This is a genomic window from Mesorhizobium sp. DxT (genome assembly GCF_058448885.1).
In genome coordinates, this window is sequence record NZ_JBZFLJ010000008.1 from 91850 (window position 1) to 108955 (window position 17106).

Annotated in this window: 19 protein-coding genes; 10 read left to right on the forward strand and 9 right to left on the reverse strand. The window is 63.5% G+C overall.

Annotated elements, in window-relative coordinates; genetic code table 11:
• Positions 1–5: 5 nt before the first annotated feature.
• The 6 genes from ACVJNE_RS16010 to ACVJNE_RS16035 form a co-directional block, all read right to left on the reverse strand.
• Positions 6–506 carry a hypothetical protein gene (locus ACVJNE_RS16010; protein WP_499567140.1) on the reverse strand — a complete coding sequence of 167 codons (501 nt, stop codon included), beginning with the start codon at positions 504–506 and terminating at the stop codon, positions 6–8.
• Positions 507–564: 58 nt separating this feature from the next.
• The gene (locus tag ACVJNE_RS16015; RefSeq protein ID WP_444725324.1) at positions 565–1161 is read right to left on the reverse strand and encodes a LysE family translocator; all 597 of its coding nucleotides are present in this window, start codon (positions 1159–1161) and stop codon (positions 565–567) included.
• Positions 1162–1280: 119 nt separating this feature from the next.
• A complete protein-coding gene (gene ilvN / locus ACVJNE_RS16020; RefSeq protein WP_173190600.1) occupies positions 1281–1853 on the reverse strand; it encodes an acetolactate synthase small subunit in 573 nt (190 codons plus the stop codon).
• A 27-nt stretch (positions 1854–1880) separates the two neighbouring features.
• On the reverse strand, positions 1881–2276 hold the full coding sequence (locus ACVJNE_RS16025) for a type II toxin-antitoxin system VapC family toxin (protein ID WP_173190592.1): 396 nt from the start codon (positions 2274–2276) through the stop codon (positions 1881–1883).
• Entirely contained in the window at positions 2260–2544 is a 285-nt protein-coding gene (locus ACVJNE_RS16030) for an AbrB/MazE/SpoVT family DNA-binding domain-containing protein (RefSeq protein WP_499567143.1), read from the reverse strand. The genes ACVJNE_RS16025 and ACVJNE_RS16030 overlap by 17 nt, the downstream gene beginning before the upstream one ends.
• Before the next feature lie 67 nt (positions 2545–2611).
• Positions 2612–4399: an acetolactate synthase 3 large subunit gene (locus ACVJNE_RS16035; protein WP_499567145.1), complete on the reverse strand. Its 1788-nt coding sequence runs from the start codon at positions 4397–4399 to the stop codon at positions 2612–2614.
• A 247-nt stretch (positions 4400–4646) separates the two neighbouring features.
• Here ACVJNE_RS16035 and ACVJNE_RS16040 point away from each other — a divergent pair, with 247 nt between their 5' ends.
• The gene (locus ACVJNE_RS16040) at positions 4647–5015 is read left to right on the forward strand and encodes a hypothetical protein (protein ID WP_499567147.1); all 369 of its coding nucleotides are present in this window, start codon (positions 4647–4649) and stop codon (positions 5013–5015) included.
• 91 nt (positions 5016–5106) lie between these two features.
• A complete protein-coding gene (locus ACVJNE_RS16045) occupies positions 5107–6936 on the forward strand; it encodes an ATP-binding protein (protein WP_499567148.1) in 1830 nt (609 codons plus the stop codon).
• 30 nt (positions 6937–6966) lie between these two features.
• On the opposite strand, the gene ACVJNE_RS16050 is transcribed toward ACVJNE_RS16045, so the two are convergent.
• Together ACVJNE_RS16050 and miaA are read right to left on the reverse strand one after the other, a co-directional pair.
• Positions 6967–7758, reverse strand: a complete 792-nt coding sequence (locus tag ACVJNE_RS16050; RefSeq protein WP_368802755.1) for a GGDEF domain-containing protein — start codon at positions 7756–7758, stop codon at positions 6967–6969.
• Between the two features lie 135 nt (positions 7759–7893).
• On the reverse strand, positions 7894–8811 hold the full coding sequence (gene miaA, locus ACVJNE_RS16055) for a tRNA (adenosine(37)-N6)-dimethylallyltransferase MiaA (protein ID WP_499567150.1): 918 nt from the start codon (positions 8809–8811) through the stop codon (positions 7894–7896).
• On the opposite strand from miaA, the gene serB reads away from it, so the two are divergent.
• The 4 genes from serB to rnd all read left to right on the forward strand — a co-directional run bounded on the left by serB (position 8810) and on the right by rnd (position 12848).
• Entirely contained in the window at positions 8810–9697 is an 888-nt protein-coding gene (serB, locus tag ACVJNE_RS16060) for a phosphoserine phosphatase SerB (protein WP_499567152.1), read from the forward strand. The genes miaA and serB overlap by 2 nt on opposite strands.
• A complete protein-coding gene (locus tag ACVJNE_RS16065; RefSeq protein WP_499567154.1) occupies positions 9694–10254 on the forward strand; it encodes a GNAT family N-acetyltransferase in 561 nt (186 codons plus the stop codon). Before serB ends, ACVJNE_RS16065 begins: the two co-directional genes overlap by 4 nt.
• A gap of 99 nt (positions 10255–10353) precedes the next feature.
• Entirely contained in the window at positions 10354–11601 is a 1248-nt protein-coding gene (locus ACVJNE_RS16070) for an MFS transporter (protein WP_173190574.1), read from the forward strand.
• A gap of 77 nt (positions 11602–11678) precedes the next feature.
• Positions 11679–12848, forward strand: a complete 1170-nt coding sequence (gene rnd / locus ACVJNE_RS16075) for a ribonuclease D (RefSeq protein ID WP_499567156.1) — start codon at positions 11679–11681, stop codon at positions 12846–12848.
• Between the two features lie 103 nt (positions 12849–12951).
• On the opposite strand, the gene ACVJNE_RS16080 is transcribed toward rnd, so the two are convergent.
• Positions 12952–14163: a hypothetical protein gene (locus ACVJNE_RS16080; protein WP_499567158.1), complete on the reverse strand. Its 1212-nt coding sequence runs from the start codon at positions 14161–14163 to the stop codon at positions 12952–12954.
• 250 nt (positions 14164–14413) lie between these two features.
• Here ACVJNE_RS16080 and ACVJNE_RS16085 point away from each other — a divergent pair, with 250 nt between their 5' ends.
• The 4 genes from ACVJNE_RS16085 to ACVJNE_RS16100 all read left to right on the forward strand — a co-directional run bounded on the left by ACVJNE_RS16085 (position 14414) and on the right by ACVJNE_RS16100 (position 17104).
• Positions 14414–14995, forward strand: a complete 582-nt coding sequence (locus ACVJNE_RS16085; RefSeq protein WP_499567160.1) for a VOC family protein — start codon at positions 14414–14416, stop codon at positions 14993–14995.
• A gap of 160 nt (positions 14996–15155) precedes the next feature.
• Positions 15156–15707: a dihydrofolate reductase family protein gene (locus ACVJNE_RS16090; RefSeq protein ID WP_499567162.1), complete on the forward strand. Its 552-nt coding sequence runs from the start codon at positions 15156–15158 to the stop codon at positions 15705–15707.
• Between the two features lie 80 nt (positions 15708–15787).
• The gene (locus tag ACVJNE_RS16095; protein WP_499567164.1) at positions 15788–16330 is read left to right on the forward strand and encodes a dihydrofolate reductase family protein; all 543 of its coding nucleotides are present in this window, start codon (positions 15788–15790) and stop codon (positions 16328–16330) included.
• Between the two features lie 72 nt (positions 16331–16402).
• Entirely contained in the window at positions 16403–17104 is a 702-nt protein-coding gene (locus ACVJNE_RS16100; RefSeq protein WP_499567166.1) for a DUF899 family protein, read from the forward strand.
• The last annotated feature ends 2 nt before the right edge of the window (positions 17105–17106 follow it).

The following is a 17106-nucleotide window of genomic DNA, read 5'->3' on the forward strand; positions in this document are numbered from 1 at the left end:
CCGTCTTATCCGCCGGCATTGGGATTGCGGGCGTAGCCCGGCCCAACGGTGAGCGGCGCATCAGGCACCACCGCATCGCTGACCTGGCTGGTGAACTGCATGTCATCCTGCCACAGCAGGTGCTTTTCATCGCGATCGAAAACGCGGATCGCCACGTTGTAGGGCTTGCCAGCCTCGACACCGCGCACGGAGGGTGAACGCATGGCAAACTTCGCCATCTCCGACCCGCCGATGCGCTGGCGCACGGTATGCATCGTGCCGCCAGCCGGGTCCTCGAATTCAGCCTCGACGATGGTGCCCGTCGGCAGCGGCTTCTGCACGATCGCGGTGAAGCCGTAGTACACGTCGGAAACACGGTAGTTGAAGATGAAGCCGCCGCCGACGATGCGCAGATAGGGTTTGTCGGCAGGATCCTCCCGGGTCAGCCAGCCGAGCGCGAACAGCGGCACCAGCAGCACCACGGCCACCAGCACCAGTCCTTTAAGCGAGACGAGCTTCTCAATCATGCCCGAGACCCTAGCAGCAGCGATTTGCCCCGTCGATTACCCAGCGTCAGGGCAATCGTTAGCGCAGCATCGGCCACAGGCTGACCGCCAGCGCCACGCCCATGGCGATGTTGAACCACTTCAAACGGACCGGATCGGCGAGGAAACCGCGCAGCGCCATGCCAAAGCCGGCCCAGGTCGAGACGCTCGGCAGATTCACCAGCGCGAAGGCGAGCGCAACGACCAGCACCGACAGGAACGGCGCCGCCGGGTCCGAATAGACCGCCATCGCGGTGACGGCCATCACCCACGCCTTGGGATTGACCCACTGGAAAGCCGCAGCCTCCAGGAACGTCATCGGCCGCGCCGCCTTGCCGTCCTTTTCCGACAGTGAACGCGACATGGCGATACGCCAGGCGAGATAGAGGAGATAGGCGCCGCCGGCGAGCTTGAGCGCAAGATGAAGCGACGGATAGGCCGTCAGCAACGCACCGAGCCCGAAGCCGACGCCCAGCAGCAGCGACAGAAAGCCGCCACCGATGCCGAGCATATGCGGGATGGTGCGCCGGAAGCCGAAATTGACGCCGGACGCCAGCAGCATGAAGTTGTTAGGGCCCGGCGTGATCGACGTCACAAAGGCGAAGACGACCAGCGCAAGCAAAAGGTCGGTGGACATGGGGCGTTTCCCAAGGGCGTTTTAAGTCAATATTACTGACCTAAAACAGCAACTCCAAGCGCATTGTTGTCCCGGTGACAATTCAAGCAAACCGCTCCGACGATCACCGCAGGCGCCCGCTACATGCCCTGCGGACCGCGGTTCATGGCGGCTACGCCGGTGCGGCAGACCTCGACAAGGCCGAGCGGCTGCATGATGGCGATGAACTGCTCGATCTTGGACACACGGCCGGTGATCTCGAAGATGAAATGGCCTGTGTTTGCATCGATCACGTTGGCGCGAAACGCTTCGGCCAGCCGCAGCGCCTCTACCCGCGCATTGCCGGTGCCGGCCACCTTGACCAGCGCAAGCTCGCGCTCCAGCGGGCGCTCCTGCCCAAGTTCACGCGCGATGACCGTCAGGTCGTTGACGCGATGCACCGGCACGATGCGCTCGAGCTGGTGCTTGATCTGCTCCAGCACGTGCGGCGTGCCACGCGTCACGATCGTTATGCGCGACAGGTGCTTCTCATGCTCGGTCTCCGACACGGTCAGGCTGTCGATGTTGTAGCCGCGGCCAGAGAACAGACCAATGACGCGGGCAAGCGTGCCGGGCTCGTTATCTACGAGCATGGAAAGCGTGTGCTTTTCCGCACTCTCGGTTTCCTTGGCGATGAAATAGGCGGAGCCGGTGGGCTGAAGCTGGGCGTTCATGACTGTTTCCGAATTTGAAGTTTCATTCTATGCCGCGATCACTGGAACACTGCTTGCCAAGCGTTTGGACTTGCGGCGAAAACCGGTGTCGAATGTGGCGAAGGCATCGTTGCCGGCTGCGGCGTACAGATGCATGGCGTCCGCGAAGTCGAGCCCGGCCTGGTGGGCCAGGATGCAGTTTGCGACCCGCCCGCGGTCCGCGAAGAAGATGTTCTCGGTCGCCACGAGCACGGCGAATATCCCGCCGATGTCTTCCCGGGCGACATTCATGACGCTGCGCATCAGCCACTCCGTCTCCAAAAGGACCGTATCTGCGATGAAAATCTCTTCGTCGGTCAAGAGCTTCTGCGCACGTTTCGACTGATCCGACCCGTCGTCAACCAACGCCCGGGCGAGGACATTGGTGTCAACGGCGAGTGGCATCGAACCGTCTGGCCGCCTCGGCCATCATCGCGCGATCGATCTCGGCATCCGTGGGAAACGGCCGGTCGACCTTCAGCACGTGCTTGAGGAACGCGCCTCTGGGTTGAAGCGGGAATCTCGGATCCAACTTCTCGACCGGCTGCACGAAGAATCCCTTTCCCTTGCGGATGAACTCGACTTCGCTGCCTTCGCCAAGGCCTAGCTCGTCGCGAACCGCCTTCGGTACGACGATCTGACCCTTGCTCGAGATTTTTGCCCGCGCGTTCATCGCGTTGCTCCAGGTAAGATGCGGTAAGACGAATATACGCCTTACCGCGTCTTACTTCAATTGTAGGTCAAACCAGTTCCCTGCCCTTGGCGTCGATGGCGTTGGCGACGGCTTCGTCGGTCGCCTCGTCAGGCAGGAGCATCTCGTTGTGGGCCTTGCCGGAGGGGATCATCGGGAAGCAGTTGGCGAGTGCTGCCACGCGGCAGTCGAACAGGACCGGCTTCTTCACGTCGATCATCTCCTGGATCGCGGCGTCGAGGTCACCCGGCTTCTCGCACCGGATGCCGTGCGCCCCGAAGGCCTGCGCCATCAGCACGAAATCGGGCATCGCCTCGGTGTAGGAGTGCGACAGGCGGTTGCCGTGGAGCAATTGCTGCCACTGGCGCACCATGCCCATATACTGGTTGTTGAGGATGAAGATCTTGATCGGCGCCTCGTACTGAACCGCGGTCGACATCTCCTGCATCGTCATCTGCACCGACGCGTCGCCGGCGATGTCGATGACGAGCGCGTCGGGATGCGCGATCTGCACGCCGAGCGCTGCCGGGAGGCCATAACCCATGGTGCCGAGGCCGCCCGACGTCATCCAGCGGTTCGGCTTCTCGAAGCCGTAATGCTGGGCGGCCCACATCTGGTGCTGGCCGACCTCGGTGGTGATGTAGGTGTCACGGTCCTTCGTCAGTTCGTAGAGCCGCTGGATCGCGTATTGCGGCATGATCACGTCGTCGCTGCTGCGGTAGGCGAGCGAGTCCCGCGAGCGCCAGCGCGCGATCTGCCCCCACCACGGGTGCAAAGCCGATTTCTCGGGCTTCACCGTGGCGCGCCACAGCCGGACCAAATCCTCCAGCACCCGGCCGACATCGCCGAGGATCGGGATGTCGACATGGACGTTCTTGTTCAGCGATGACGGGTCGACGTCGATATGGATTTTCTTCGAGTTGGGCGAGAACGCGTCCAGCCTGCCGGTAATGCGGTCGTCGAAACGCGCGCCGAGGCAGATCATCACGTCGCAGTCGTGCATGACCATGTTGGCTTCGTAGGTGCCATGCATACCAAGCATGCCGAGCCAGTTCTTGCCCGAAGCCGGATAGGCGCCGAGCCCCATCAGCGTGGAGGTGATCGGGAAGCCAGTGAGGTCGACGAGTTCGCGCAGCAGGTGGCTGGCCTCGGGGCCCGAGTTCACCACGCCGCCGCCGGAATAGATCACGGGCCGCTTGGCGCCCGCCATCAATGCGACCGCCTGCTTGATGGCCTCGATGTCGCCCTGCACCTTGGGGCTGTAGGATGTACGCGGGGCCTGCTGCGGCGGCGTGTAGATGCCCTTGGCGAACTGGACGTCCTTGGGAATGTCGACTACCACGGGACCGGGGCGACCAGTCGTGGCGACATGGAACGCTTCGTGGATGATGCGCGACAGATCGTTGACGTCCTTCACCAGCCAGTTGTGCTTGGTGCAGGGTCGCGTGATGCCGACGGTGTCGCATTCCTGGAACGCGTCGGAGCCGATGAGCGTCGTCGGAACCTGGCCGGTGATGCAGACCAGCGGGATCGAATCCATCAACGCGTCCTGCAGCGGCGTCACCGCATTGGTCGCGCCGGGGCCGGAGGTGACGAGGAAAACGCCAGCCTTGCCGGTCGAGCGTGCATAGCCTTCCGCCGCGTGGCCTGCGCCCTGCTCGTGGCGCACGAGAACGTGCTGGATATCGTCCTGCTGGAAAAGCTCGTCGTAGATCGGAAGGACCGCACCGCCCGGATAGCCGAAGATGTGCTCGACGCCATTGTCCCTCAGCGCCTGCACCACCATCTCCGCGCCGCTCATCTCGCGCCTGCCGGCGTCACTTCCTGCGTTGCTCATCGGTCTCTTCCTGTCTTCGCGTATCGCGCCAATGGTCGTTTATCGGTCTTGCGGGCAATAAAAAAGGCCCCCTGAGGAGCCTATGTTTCGCGCATGGGAGCTTCCGCCCGGCGGTTACACCGCCTTGCCCATGCGCCTTCCTACGAGAATGATCGCTATATTTGTCATTGGAGCAGACATTAATTGCGCAATCCGATGACTGTCAATCGGAAATCCGGCATGGTCGTGCATCCTGGAGGGCGCCACCATGCGCAAATGGCTTCTGATCGTGCCAACTGTCCTGCTTCCCGGCTGCGGCGAGCCGGCAACCGAGGCCGACAGGGCCGCATTGACGGCAATCTGGCTGCCCGACGACGGATCCGGCCGCAATGTCGAGTTCAAGGCCGACGGCGTCTTCGATTACCAGTACGACAGAGGCTACATGCTTCGCCTCGACTGGAAGCTCGCCAGCAAGGGACGTGTCGCGCTGACATCGGGCAATGGCGTGACGGTCAGCTGCAACTACACGATCACCGATGCCAGCCTGGCCATCGACAACGGTTCGGGAGCGGCCTGCGTGAGCCCAGGCGTCACGCCACCCTCGCCCATGCCCACTAAGTTCAAACGCGCCGGTTAAGCTTAACGTCCTCTCAACCATGCAGCCACACCGCCGCTTAACCGTCCTGCTGCTAAGTTGGGAGGATTGTAAGCGGGGAAGTGTGTGATCAATGTTCGTTGAACGCGCGGAGATCGGCGAGGCAACGAGCCAGGAACGGCGCGACGGTTCGCAATCGGATTCGCGTGTTCTGGGGCGTGTCGTCCAGTGCGACGGCGCGCGCGCGATGCTGGCCGCCTACGCTTCCGACGGCAGCGAAGCGATGCAAGGCCTCTGGACGGTCGGCCGCATGATCTCCATCAACCTCGGCAACATCCGCACGGTGGGCCTCGTCTATCGCATCGAGACGCCGGTCGGTACCTGGAGCGAGAACGAGCCGAACCCGATCAACGTTCATGTCGAACTCGTGGGCGAGGTGCGCGACACCGAAGACGGCAAGCCAGTCTTCGACCGCGGCATCACCACCTATCCGCATATCGGCGCGATCTCGCACCGCATCCGCGCACGCGACCTCGCGGCAGTCTACGATCTCGCAGGCCGCCGCACGTTGACGATCGGCCAGTTGTCGCAGGACACGGCGATCGACGCTCGCATCGCGATCGACGACACGCTCAACCGCCACTTCGCCGTCGTCGGCACAACCGGCGTGGGCAAGTCGACGGCGGTGTCGCTGTTGTTGCGCAAGGCGATCGAGGCAAGGCCGGACCTGCGCGTGCTGATCCTCGACCCGCACAACGAATTTTCCTCTGCATTTCCGGATCGCTCGATCCGCATCGACACGACGACGCTGGACCTGCCGTTCTGGCTGTTTCGCCTCGAGGAACTGGTGGAGGTCCTGTTCCGCGGCCGCGACTCGGTGCCGGAAGAAGTAGACCTCCTGCGCGATCTGGTGCCGCTCGCCAAGCAGCTTTACCGCAGTTCGGGTCAGGCGGGGCTCATGCGCAGGGCCGCCGACGCCAATGCGCTTACCGCCGATACGCCCGTCCCCTATCGCATTGCAGATGTACTGCGCATCATCGACGAGCGCATGGGCATGCTGGAGACGAAGAACGACCGCCCGTTCTACCGCGCGCTACGCGCCCGCATCGACGCAGCGCTGAACGATCCCCGCTACAGGTTCATGTTCGGCTCGCGGCTGATCGACGACAATATTCACGAAACCATCGGCCGCATCTTCCGCGTGCCGCACGAAGGCCGGCCGATCACCTGTTTCGAGCTGGCCGGCATGCCTTCGGAAGTCGTCAATTCGGTCTGCTCGGTTCTGGCGCGGCTTGCCTTCGACCTGGCGCTGAACAGCCATGGACGGCTCAAGCTGCTGGTCCTGTGCGAGGAAGCGCACCGTTACATGCCTGCTGACAGCCGGCTGGGCTTTGCGCCGACACGGCATGCGCTTTCGCGGATTGCCAAGGAAGGCCGCAAATACGGCTGTTATCTCGGCATCGTAACCCAGCGCCCGGGAGAGCTTGATCCGACCGTTCTGTCGCAATGCTCGACGGTGTTCGCGATGCGGCTTGCCAACGAGATCGACCAGGAAATCGTTCGTTCGGCCATCGCGGATTCGTCGGCTTCCACGCTTGCCTTCCTCTCGTCGATGGGACAGCGCGAGGCGATCGCCTTCGGCGAAGGCGTGGCGACGACGATGCGCATGAAGTTCGAATATCTGCCGCCCTCGCTCCTTCCGGGAACGACGGGTGACGACGTGGCCGAAGCAGCCAATGGCGAACGTGAAGTCGACCTTGCCTCGCTTGTTCGCAACCTTCGCAGCGTGGGACATATGCTGCAGCAGGAAACCACACCGTCAATGCTGGGCTCTCCGGTCGAGACATTCCGTCAGGCTGGCGAACCCGCTGCCCCGCAAGCAACCCAGCCGCCCGCACAACAACCTGCGAGCAGGCCGCAGCGCCGCTTTGACGACGATTCCTTCAGACGGCTCTACGAATAGGCCCCGCCCGACAACACCACGAATGATCGCCTACGCGCAGACGCGGTTGCGGCCGAGCCGCTTCGCTTCATACAGATGCTTGTCGGCGCGGCGGTAGAATTCCTCCGCGCTTTCATGCTGGTCCCAGACCGCAAGTCCGACGCTGGTAGTGACCTTGAGCCGTACATTGCCGGATACGATCACCAGCCCGGCAATCGCCTTGCGGATCCGCTCGGCCAGCTTCATCAGCAGCGCTTCGTCCATGTTGGGGGCGACGACGGCGAACTCCTCGCCCCCGAGCCGGGCAACGACGTCGTGGTAGCGCGTCATGTCCATCAGGCTGTTGGCGACGGCCTTCAGCACCTGGTCGCCGACATCGTGGCCGTGCGTATCGTTGACCGCCTTGAAATGATCGAGGTCGAGGATGATCAACCCGACGGGCTTGTCGATCCTGCGGAACTCGTCGATATATTCGCGCAAGGCGTCGTCGAAGAAGCGCCGGTTCTGCATTCCCGTCAGGCCATCCGTCAGGGCGGCGTGTTCGAGTGTCTCGGACCGAGCGCTGAGCGAGGCGGTCATGGCCCGCAGCTTGCCCTCTTCCCTGACCTGCGTGCGGATGAGCGGATAGATGAAGAAGACACCAAAGAACAATGCGGTCGCCTGCAGGACTCCCGTGGCGAAGAGCAGACGCGGGAACCAGTCCAGGGTGGAGGCCCACTCAGCCAGATCGGGCGTTCGCGCGTTCGCATAAACCGTATTGTAGGCGTGCAGGATCAGCACGCCGGCGGCGAGGATGACGACGATAAAGACAAAAAAAGCCGACTCGGCCTTGTGAAACCGCATCTGCTCCCCACCGGATAATGCAGGGCCGGTTATTGCACGCCGTTGCTTACGGGAAGTTAATTTAAACAACTAAAACGCGAACTTTTTCACCGCAGGCGCGGATGATATGACGGTCGCGTTATGTCATTCTGCGGCCTATTCCGGCATCGGAATCCGCAGCCATTCAAGACCCAACTGATTGCGGAACCAGGTCGACTGGCGCTTGGCATACTGGCGGGTTGCGATCTTGGCTCGATCAATCGCCTCGTCGAAGCCGGTTTCGCCACGGTCGGCAGCCAGAATCTCGCGCACGCCGATCGCCTTCATCACCGGCAACGCGTCGTCGAGGTCGAGCGCGGCAATCGCGCGCACTTCCTCAAGTGCACCCTCCTCGATCATCGCGTCGAAGCGCTGGTCGATCCGGGCCTTCAGAACCGCCCTGTCCGGTTCGATCACCATAAGTTGCGCCGACGATTGCTCGACCAGCGGGGTGCCGGAGCGCGCCTGCCACTGAGAGATCGGCTTGCCGGACGCTTCAAGCACCTCCATTGCGCGCACGATACGCTGGCCGTCGGAGGGGCGGATCGCGCGGGCAGCCACCGGGTCACGTTCGACCAGCAGCTCGTGCAGAGCATTCGGCCCATGTTCGGCAAGAGCGTTTCGCCACCGCCGCCTTAGAATGACCGGAACCTCCGGCATGGCTGAAAGGCCCTCCAGCAGTGCACGGAAATAGAGCCCGGTGCCACCGACGAAGATGGCCGGCCTGTCCCCAAGTTCGCCTGAGCGGATGAGCGCCTCGACATCGCGCATCCAGCGGCCGGTGGAGTAGGCCTCGCGCGGGTCGACATGGCCGTAAAGCCTGTGCGGAGCGGCGGCGAGCTGCGCTTCGTCGGGACGCGCGGTAAGCACCCGTAGCATGCCGTAGACCTGCATGGAATCCGCGTTGACCACGGTCCCGCCGGTTTCCTGCGCCAGCCGCAACGCCAGCGCCGACTTGCCGCTGGCGGTCGGCCCGGCTATCAGGATCGCGTTCTTCAACGGCCCATGCGGGCCAGTCCAATCGGAAATGCTCATGCCCCTCGTCGCAACGCTGATCGCCAATCCCGCGCGCCCGGTTCTGGATCGTCAACTGGCAGATAGGGCGTTCGCCGCACTCGGCGCAAGCCGTATCGACTGGCTCGCCGACGGGATCGCGGCCGATCTGTTCCTGCCGGAGGGCATCTCGGCGGAGGCGGCACGGACCATCACGGTCGACGCGTTGGCAGGCGCGACCGTCGATGTGGTGGTGCAGGAGGTCGCGACACGGCGCAAGAAGCTGCTGATCGCCGACATGGATTCGACCATGATCGACCAGGAATGCATCGACGAGCTGGCCGACGAGGTCGGGCTGAAGGAGCGCGTCGCCGACATCACAGCGCGGTCGATGAACGGAGAGATCGCATTCGAACCGGCGCTGCGCGAACGCGTCGCGCTGCTGGCGGGGCTCGGGACCGAGGTCATCGAGCGCATCATCGAAAACCGCATCACGCTCGCAGCTGGCGGGCCGGCACTCGTTGCCACCATGAACACCAACGGCGCCTGGACGGCGTTGGTCTCGGGCGGCTTCCTGTCGTTTACCGGCCCGATCGCCGGCAAGCTCGGGTTTCGGGAGAACCGTGCCAACCGGCTGATCGAGGAGAACGGTCGTCTTGCGGGCACCGTGGCGGAGCCCATTCTCGGCCGCGCGGCGAAGGCCGAAGCGCTGGGGGAAATCGCGGGCCGGCTTGGCATTTCCGCTGACGACGCGCTTGCCGTGGGCGACGGCGCGAACGACCTCGACATGCTGGCGATGGCCGGCAGCGGCGTCGCGCTGCATGCTAAACCAGCGGTTGCAGCGCAGGCGCGCATCCGGATCGACCATGGGGACCTGACAGCGCTGCTCTACATGCAGGGGTATCGCCAGGAGGAGTTCGTCGCATGATGCGGCTCGACACCGACCGGCTCATCATCCGCAATTGGGAGGATCGCGATCGGGACCAGTTCCATCGCATCAATTCCGACGACGATGTGATGCAGTTCTTCCCCTTCCGACGCAGCCGCGCCGAGGCCGACGCTTTCCTCGATCGTATTCGAGCCGAAAACGAAGCCCGCGGCTACGGCTTTGCGGCACTGGAACTGAAGGAGACCGGCGCGAGCATCGGTTTCGCGGGACTTTATCCGGACGATGTCGCCCCGAGCCGGCCTGCCGGCGCGGTCGAGATCGGCTGGCGGCTCGCCCCTGAATTCTGGGGCAAGGGTTACGTCACCGAGGCGGCTGAGGCGTTGCTGGTATTCGGTTTCGAGGAACTCGGCCTTGAGGAGATCATCTCGTTCGCCGTCTGGAACAACGAACGTTCCACCGCTGTCATGCGCCGGATCGGCATGACGCGCGACCCGGAAGGCGATTTCGACCACCCGCGCGTGCCGGACACACATCCGCAGCTCAAGCGGCATGTGCTCTACAGCCTGAAACGACAGGATTGGGCCTCACGACGCTGACGCTGCGTCGGATTGGACCAGCACGCCTGGCAAACTGTCCTTGGCGCAATCGGGCGGGCCAGACTATAGAGGGATGAGCGCCCTCCCTGTCCCGGTCCGATGACGAGCCTGCGTCCCCTCATTCCCATCCTGACGGCCGCGGGCATTCTCCTCGGGGGAAACGGGCTCCAGGGCACGCTGATCGCGCTGCGCGGCGCGCAGGAAGGCTTCTCCCCGGCCGCGATCGGCTTCATGGGCACGGCCTATTTCGCCGGCTTCCTGATCGGCTGCCTCGTTATAGTGCGCATGCTGCGCGCCGTCGGGCACATCCGAGCTTTCTCCGCCCTTGCCGCCATCGCGGCGGCCGGCACGCTGCTGATGGCGATCGCCATCGACGTGACGATGTGGACGGCGGTGCGCTTCGTATCCGGCTTCTGCTTCGCCGGCCTGTTCACCGTAATGGAGAGCTGGCTCAATTCCGGCGTCGCCAATGCCGACCGGGCGCGGGTGCTCGCATTCTATCGCATCATCGACCTTGGCGCGGTGACCGGTTCGCAGTTCCTGATACCCATCGTCGGTGTGGAGGGCTTCCCGATCTTCGCCGTGATGGCGATCATGATCACGCTTTCGCTCGTGCCGGTCTCGCTCGGAGACCGATCGAACCCGTCGCCACCCGAAGACGTGAAGCTCGATCTGAAGCGCGCCTGGCAGATCTCGCCGGTCGCTGCGATCGGCTGCATCGCGGTCGGCGTCACCAACAGCGCGTTTCGCACGCTGTCCCCGGTCTATGCGCAGGACATCGGCATGTCCGTTGCCGATGTCGCGACCTTCGTCAGCGTGTCGATCATCGGCGGTGTGCTGATCCAGTATCCGCTCGGCTACGCGTCGGATCGGCATGACCGGCGCATCGTGCTGCTGGTCACGACCGGCCTCGCCATGGCGGCGGCGCTGGCGCTCGGCCTGTTCGCCGGCGGCGATCGCCTGCTGAATTTCGCGCTGGTGTTCGTCTTCGGCTCGTTTGCCATGCCGCTGTTCTCGCTCTCGGCAGCACACGCCAACGATCGAGCGGCAAAGAACGAGTATGTCATGCTCAACGCCGCGCTGATGCTGTTCTACTCATTCGGGGCGATCGGCGGTCCGTTCGCGGCGGCGACCGTCATGGAATGGTTCGGACCGCAGGCGTTGTTCCTGTTCAGCGCAATGGTCTACGCGATCTTCATAACGCTCATCCTCTACCGGATGCGGCGGCGCGCGCCCGCGCCCAGCACCGAACGCGGGCGATTCACGGCGTTGCTGCGCACCTCCACCATCTTCGCCAGACTGGCGCAGCGCGGCGGCAGCAAAGACACGAACGGCCGGGAAAGGTAGCCCTCCCCCTTTCGAAAGGGTTGACGGGAGCGCCCGCTGCTGGAATTGAGGCAGGATTGCACGAAAAAAGTAGTTATATGGACCTCATCACACGCCAGGACGAACTCGAAGCTGCCATCGATGCGCTCGGCCGTTCCGATTTCATCACCATCGACACCGAATTCATCCGCGAGACCACCTTCTGGCCCGAACTTTGCCTGATCCAGATGGCCGCGCCAGGCGTCACGGCGCTGATCGATCCCCTTGCGCCCGACATCGACCTCGCCCCGTTCTTCCGGCTGATGGCCGATGAGTCGACGATCAAGGTTTTCCACGCCGCACGGCAGGACATCGAGATCATCTATCATCTGGGCGCGCTCATCCCGCATCCGGTGTTCGACACCCAGGTCGCCGCGATGGTGTGCGGCTTCGGCGACAGCGTTTCCTACGACCAGCTCGTGCAGAAGGTGACCGGAACGCGGCTCGACAAGTCGTCGCGGTTTACCGACTGGCGCCGTCGGCCGCTCTCCGACAAGCAGCTCGAATATGCGCTCGCCGACGTCACCTGGCTGATCGACGTCTATCATCATCTTCGAGACCAGCTCGAGCGCGAGGACCGCGCCCACTGGCTGAACGAGGAGATGGAGGTGCTGATCGCCCGCGAGACCTACGATCCGCATCCCGACGATGCATGGAAGCGGCTGAAAATGCGGGTTCGCAAGCCGCAGGAGCTTGCCGTCGTGCAGGCCGTCGCCGCCTGGCGCGAGCGGGAAGCGCGCGAACGCAACGTGCCGCGCGGACGTGTGCTCAAAGACGACGCCATTTTCGAGATCGCCCAGCAGGGGCCGCGCGACACCACGGCGCTCGGCCGTCTGCGCACCACGCCCAAGGGCTGGGAGCGCTCTGCGACGGCAACCGCGCTTCTCGGTATCGTCAACGCGGCGCTGGATCTGCCGAAGGAGGAGCTGCCGAAACTGCCGAAATTTGCACAGCAGCCCGAGGGCACGGGTGCGGCCGCCGAACTGCTGAAAGTGCTCCTGAAGCTGGTGGCCGAACAGCAGGGCGTGGCGCCCAAGGTTCTCGCCTCCAGCGACGACATCGAGAAGATCGCCGCGGCTGGCGAGGAAGCGGACGTGCCGGCGATGCAGGGCTGGCGCCGCGAGGTCTTCGGCGAACGAGCGCTCAGCCTGGTGCGCGGCGAGATCGCGCTGAAATTCCACAAACGCAAGATCGCGATTTTCGAAACGCCTGACCAACTGGCGACCTGAACCTTCGCGATTCGCGCCCCAATCCGGTTGGCTTTGCAGACCACCTCTCCCCCGATCGACGGGGGAGAGGGATGTCGCCGGCTAAGACCAGCGATTGGCCCGATCAATCGTGCTGCTTCCCGGAGCCGCCGACGGCGACGATGGTGTAGGGCATGCCCTCCACGGCGATCGTGCGCTCTTCCGAGAAGCTATCCGTATCGACAAGCCGGATGACGCCTTTCAGCGGATCCGTGACGGCAAGATAGTCGCCGGCGACCGCCAGCCGCGGCCGCGGATCGCGCCAGTGGCCGTCCATCGAATAGGGCTCGGTCAACTGCAGGCTTTTCTCGATCTTGCCGGAAAGAACGTCGAGCAGATGCAGCTTGCCATCCTCGGTAAGGATGTAGGTGTTGCGCGTCTTGGCCGGGTCCACCGCGAAATCGACGCGCCGCATCGGCAGATCGACCTTGCGGAACGTGGTCTCGGCGCCCGGCTCAACCAGAACCACGGCGCTCTGGCCATAATTCGTCAGGAAGAACTGCAGCGCCGTGCCGCCACGCAGCGTCGAGACGTTGCCTTCTCCAAGCTCCGCGGTCGGCACGTGCCGCAACTCGGGAGCGGCCGACCCGGCGGACATGGCAACGACGATACCGTCATGGCATCCGAAAGCCAGAACGCCGCCGGAACCCGCCTGACCGTGAAGGCCCGGGCACGCGACGTCTTCGCCGACCTGATTGCCCGAGGAATCCTTTATGCGCAGCGCCACCGGCCGGCGCGACGCGTCCTCGGGATCGGGAACCGAGTGGATCACGTAGTCGCCGAAGGATGCGGCCAAGCCGTGATGCGGCGCTCCGACATCGAGGGTGAGCGGGCTGAACTTTCCGTCGAGCACCTGCCCCTCGGGGAAGATGTCGGCACGCCCCTCGCCATCGTAGAACATCGCGATGCGGCCGCCATTTTCGAAGAAGTGCGCAGGCTTCTCACCTGAAAACGCCGTTTCGAGGCGTTCCGGATCGTCAATGTCGAGATCGACGTGCTCGCCATGATCCTCCAATGCAAGACCTGAGCGGAATATCGCGACCTTGCCGGCTTCGCCCTGGACAGCGAACACGGTACGGCCCGATTTGCTGCGATAAAGGCTCGCATAGGAATCGAGGTCGAACCGGCCCGCCTCCTTTCCGTCATCCAGCTCTATGGCGCGCACCACGGGATCGGTGTGGTCGCCGACGAAAAGCCGCCAATGCGAATCTTCATCGGCCTTCGCGTTTCCTGCGACCGAAGCGGCTGCGACGCCGGCGGCGAGAACCAGCCACGTCCAGCGTGAAATAGACTTCATTGCCTAACCTCCATATCTGTTGGCAGGCATTTGTTATAGTATAACATACCGCATGAGAAGACCGATTGTGTGTGATGCACCGCTTGTTGGTGCGAGGTTGGGGAGCGGCCCGCAAGGTGCCCGGCCGATTACCGCAAAGCTCGTCTTCGCCATTACCTTGCGGATAATTGTTATGCTTCCGGCAAAGCCTAATCTCGCGGCAGGCCTGGTGGTCATGTGACCACCTGCCCTCACAAGAAAGGAACCTGCCATGAAATACCAAAGCCGCCCCAGGCGGGGGCCGGCGCGCCGTCTCGCGCGCGCGATCGCAAGCCTCGTCGCCGGCGCAATGCTGGCCGCCACGGCACCGTCCACAGCCGCCTTTGCAGACAATGCTGCCACACCGCAGGAGGAACAGGCCATGAAAGTTCGCGACCTCTACCCGCTCATCACCACGCCGGCGCTGTTCGAAGCGCGCGACTTCTACGTCACACATTTCGGGTTCGACGTGCTGTTCGAGGCGAGCTGGTTCGTCTACCTGTCCGGTCCCGCCGACGGCGAGACGCGCGGGGCGACGCTTGCGTTCATGCATCCCGATCATCCGTCCAATCCGCCCGGCCCCGAGTCCTTCAATGGGCTCGGCATGATCCTGACCGTCGAAGTCAGTGACGTGGCAGCCGTCCATGACCGGTTTGCAGCCAGCGGCGCGCCGATCGTGCATCCACTGACGGATGAGGAATGGGGACAGCGCCGCTTCATGACCCGCGACCCGGCCGGTGTGCTGGTCGACGTCGTGCAGCAGACGGAGCCCGCTCCAGGCTTCTGGGAGCGGTATCCGGCGCCGGGTTTGTAGAACCAGACCGCCTGCTGCGCACAGCCCGGGCCGGCACCCTCTCCCGACCGGTCCGGGCACCTTTGCGAGCGCTTCAAAGAATACCACTTGCAATCAGCAATCGGATATGAGAGAAGACACATACCGGTTGCAATTAGCAATCAGATTAGGGAGAAAGACGATGCGCAAGCTGATCGCCTGGAACGTCGCAACGCTCGATGGCTATTTCGAGGGAACGGAACCCTGGGAGCTCGACTTCCACGAAACCGTGTGGGGTCCCGAACTCGAGAAACTGTCCACCGATCAACTGGCAGACCTCGATTACATCCTTTTCGGCCGCAAGACCTACGAGGGCATGGCAGCGCACTGGACCGAGAACAGCGAAGGTGAGATCGGCACGGCAATGAACACGGTGCCGAAGCTTGTCGCCTCGCGGACGCTCAAGAGCGTCGATTGGAACAATTCGACGCTGATCGACGGCGACGTCGGCGACGCGATCCGCCGACTGAAGGCCGAGGACGGCCGCAATATCTACGTGTTCGGCAGCGCCGACCTGCTTTCGACCCTGATAGCCGAAGGTCTCGTGGACGAGTACCGCATCTGCATCGCGCCGGTGCTTCGGGGCGCGGGCACGCCGCTGTTCAAGACGGCCGACAAAAAGACGTCGTTGAAGCTCCTGGAAGCGAAAGCGCTTCAGAATGGCGGCGTCCTGATGCGCTACGCCATGGCGTGATCGCACTGCCAGCCACCTACGCTTTCGCTGTGCATAGAGTTCAATACGCCGGTTACGCGGCACCCGGGAGGACAGAGACGATGGCCACGCTTGTTTTTGGCATGAACGTATCGCTCGACGGTTACGTCGACCACGACAAATTCGGGCCCGACCCCGTACTGTTTCAGCATTTCATCGAGCAGGCGCAGGAACAGACAGGCAGTATCTACGGACGGCGCCTCTACGAGGTGATGCGCTATTGGGACGAGGAGCATCCAGAATGGACGCCGGATCTCCGAGCCTTCGCGGAGGCATGGCGACGCCAGCCGAAATGGGTCGTGTCGCGCTCGTTGCAGTCAGTCGGCCCGAACGCGACGCTGATCAGCGGAGATGTCGGCGCGGCGGTACACCGCTTGAAAGAAGAGTTCGACGGCGAAATCGAGGTCGGCGGGCCGGAGCTGGCGCAGCGCCTGACAGAGCTTGGCCTGATCGACGCCTACCGCCTCTACGTCCATCCCGTCGCCCTTGGCAGCGGCAAGCCGTACTTTGCCTCTCCCCCGCCAAAGCTGCGGCTGACGGCAAGCGAGCGCATCGGCGACGAAGCGGTCAGGTTGACCTATGTTCCCGCCGATCGGCCGACTTGACGTTGCAGGATTGTCGGAACCGGCAAACGCAATCCGTCTTTGAGTAAGATCGCAAAAGAAGGAGTTGCTGACATGGCCAATCCACTCCCGCAGGCAGCCGAGCTGGCTGCCCTCAGGCAACCGCCGTTTCCCGGCGAAAGCTCGGAATATAGCAAGGCGCGCGAGACCTTGCTGGCGGAGGAGATCGAATTTCGCCGCCACATGACGCGTCTGTGCGAGCAGCGGCAGTCCCTGCCGGCTGGCCCGGTCATAGACAAGGACTACAGGTTCCGGGATGCCGCAGGCAATGACCTCGGCCTCGCGGACCTGTTCGGGAAGCACGACACCCTTGTCAGCTATTTCTGGATGTACGGGCCTCAGCGCGAACGCCCCTGTCCTATGTGCACCAACTGGCTCGGCGCGGTCGACGGCAACGCGGCCGACATTGAACAGCGAGTATCTCTCAAGATATTCGGCCGCAGCCCGGTTGAGCGCCAGCTGGCGTTTGCGAAAGAGCGCGGCTGGCAACACCTCGATTTCATGCAGACGGTCGGCGACGACTACGCCAACGATCTGGGCCTCATCAACGACGACGGCACGGAAAACCCTGCGCTGGTGGTCTTTTCGCGGGAGGGCGACGCGGTAAGGCTGTTCTGGGCCGCCGAAATGCCGTCTGCGGCGGCGGACCCTGGGCAGGACCCGCGCCTCGCGCCCGACATCGCGTCGCTGTGGTCGATCCTCGATCTCACGCCTGGCGGTCGCGGCACGGACTGGTATCCGAAGCTGTCCTACTGAGG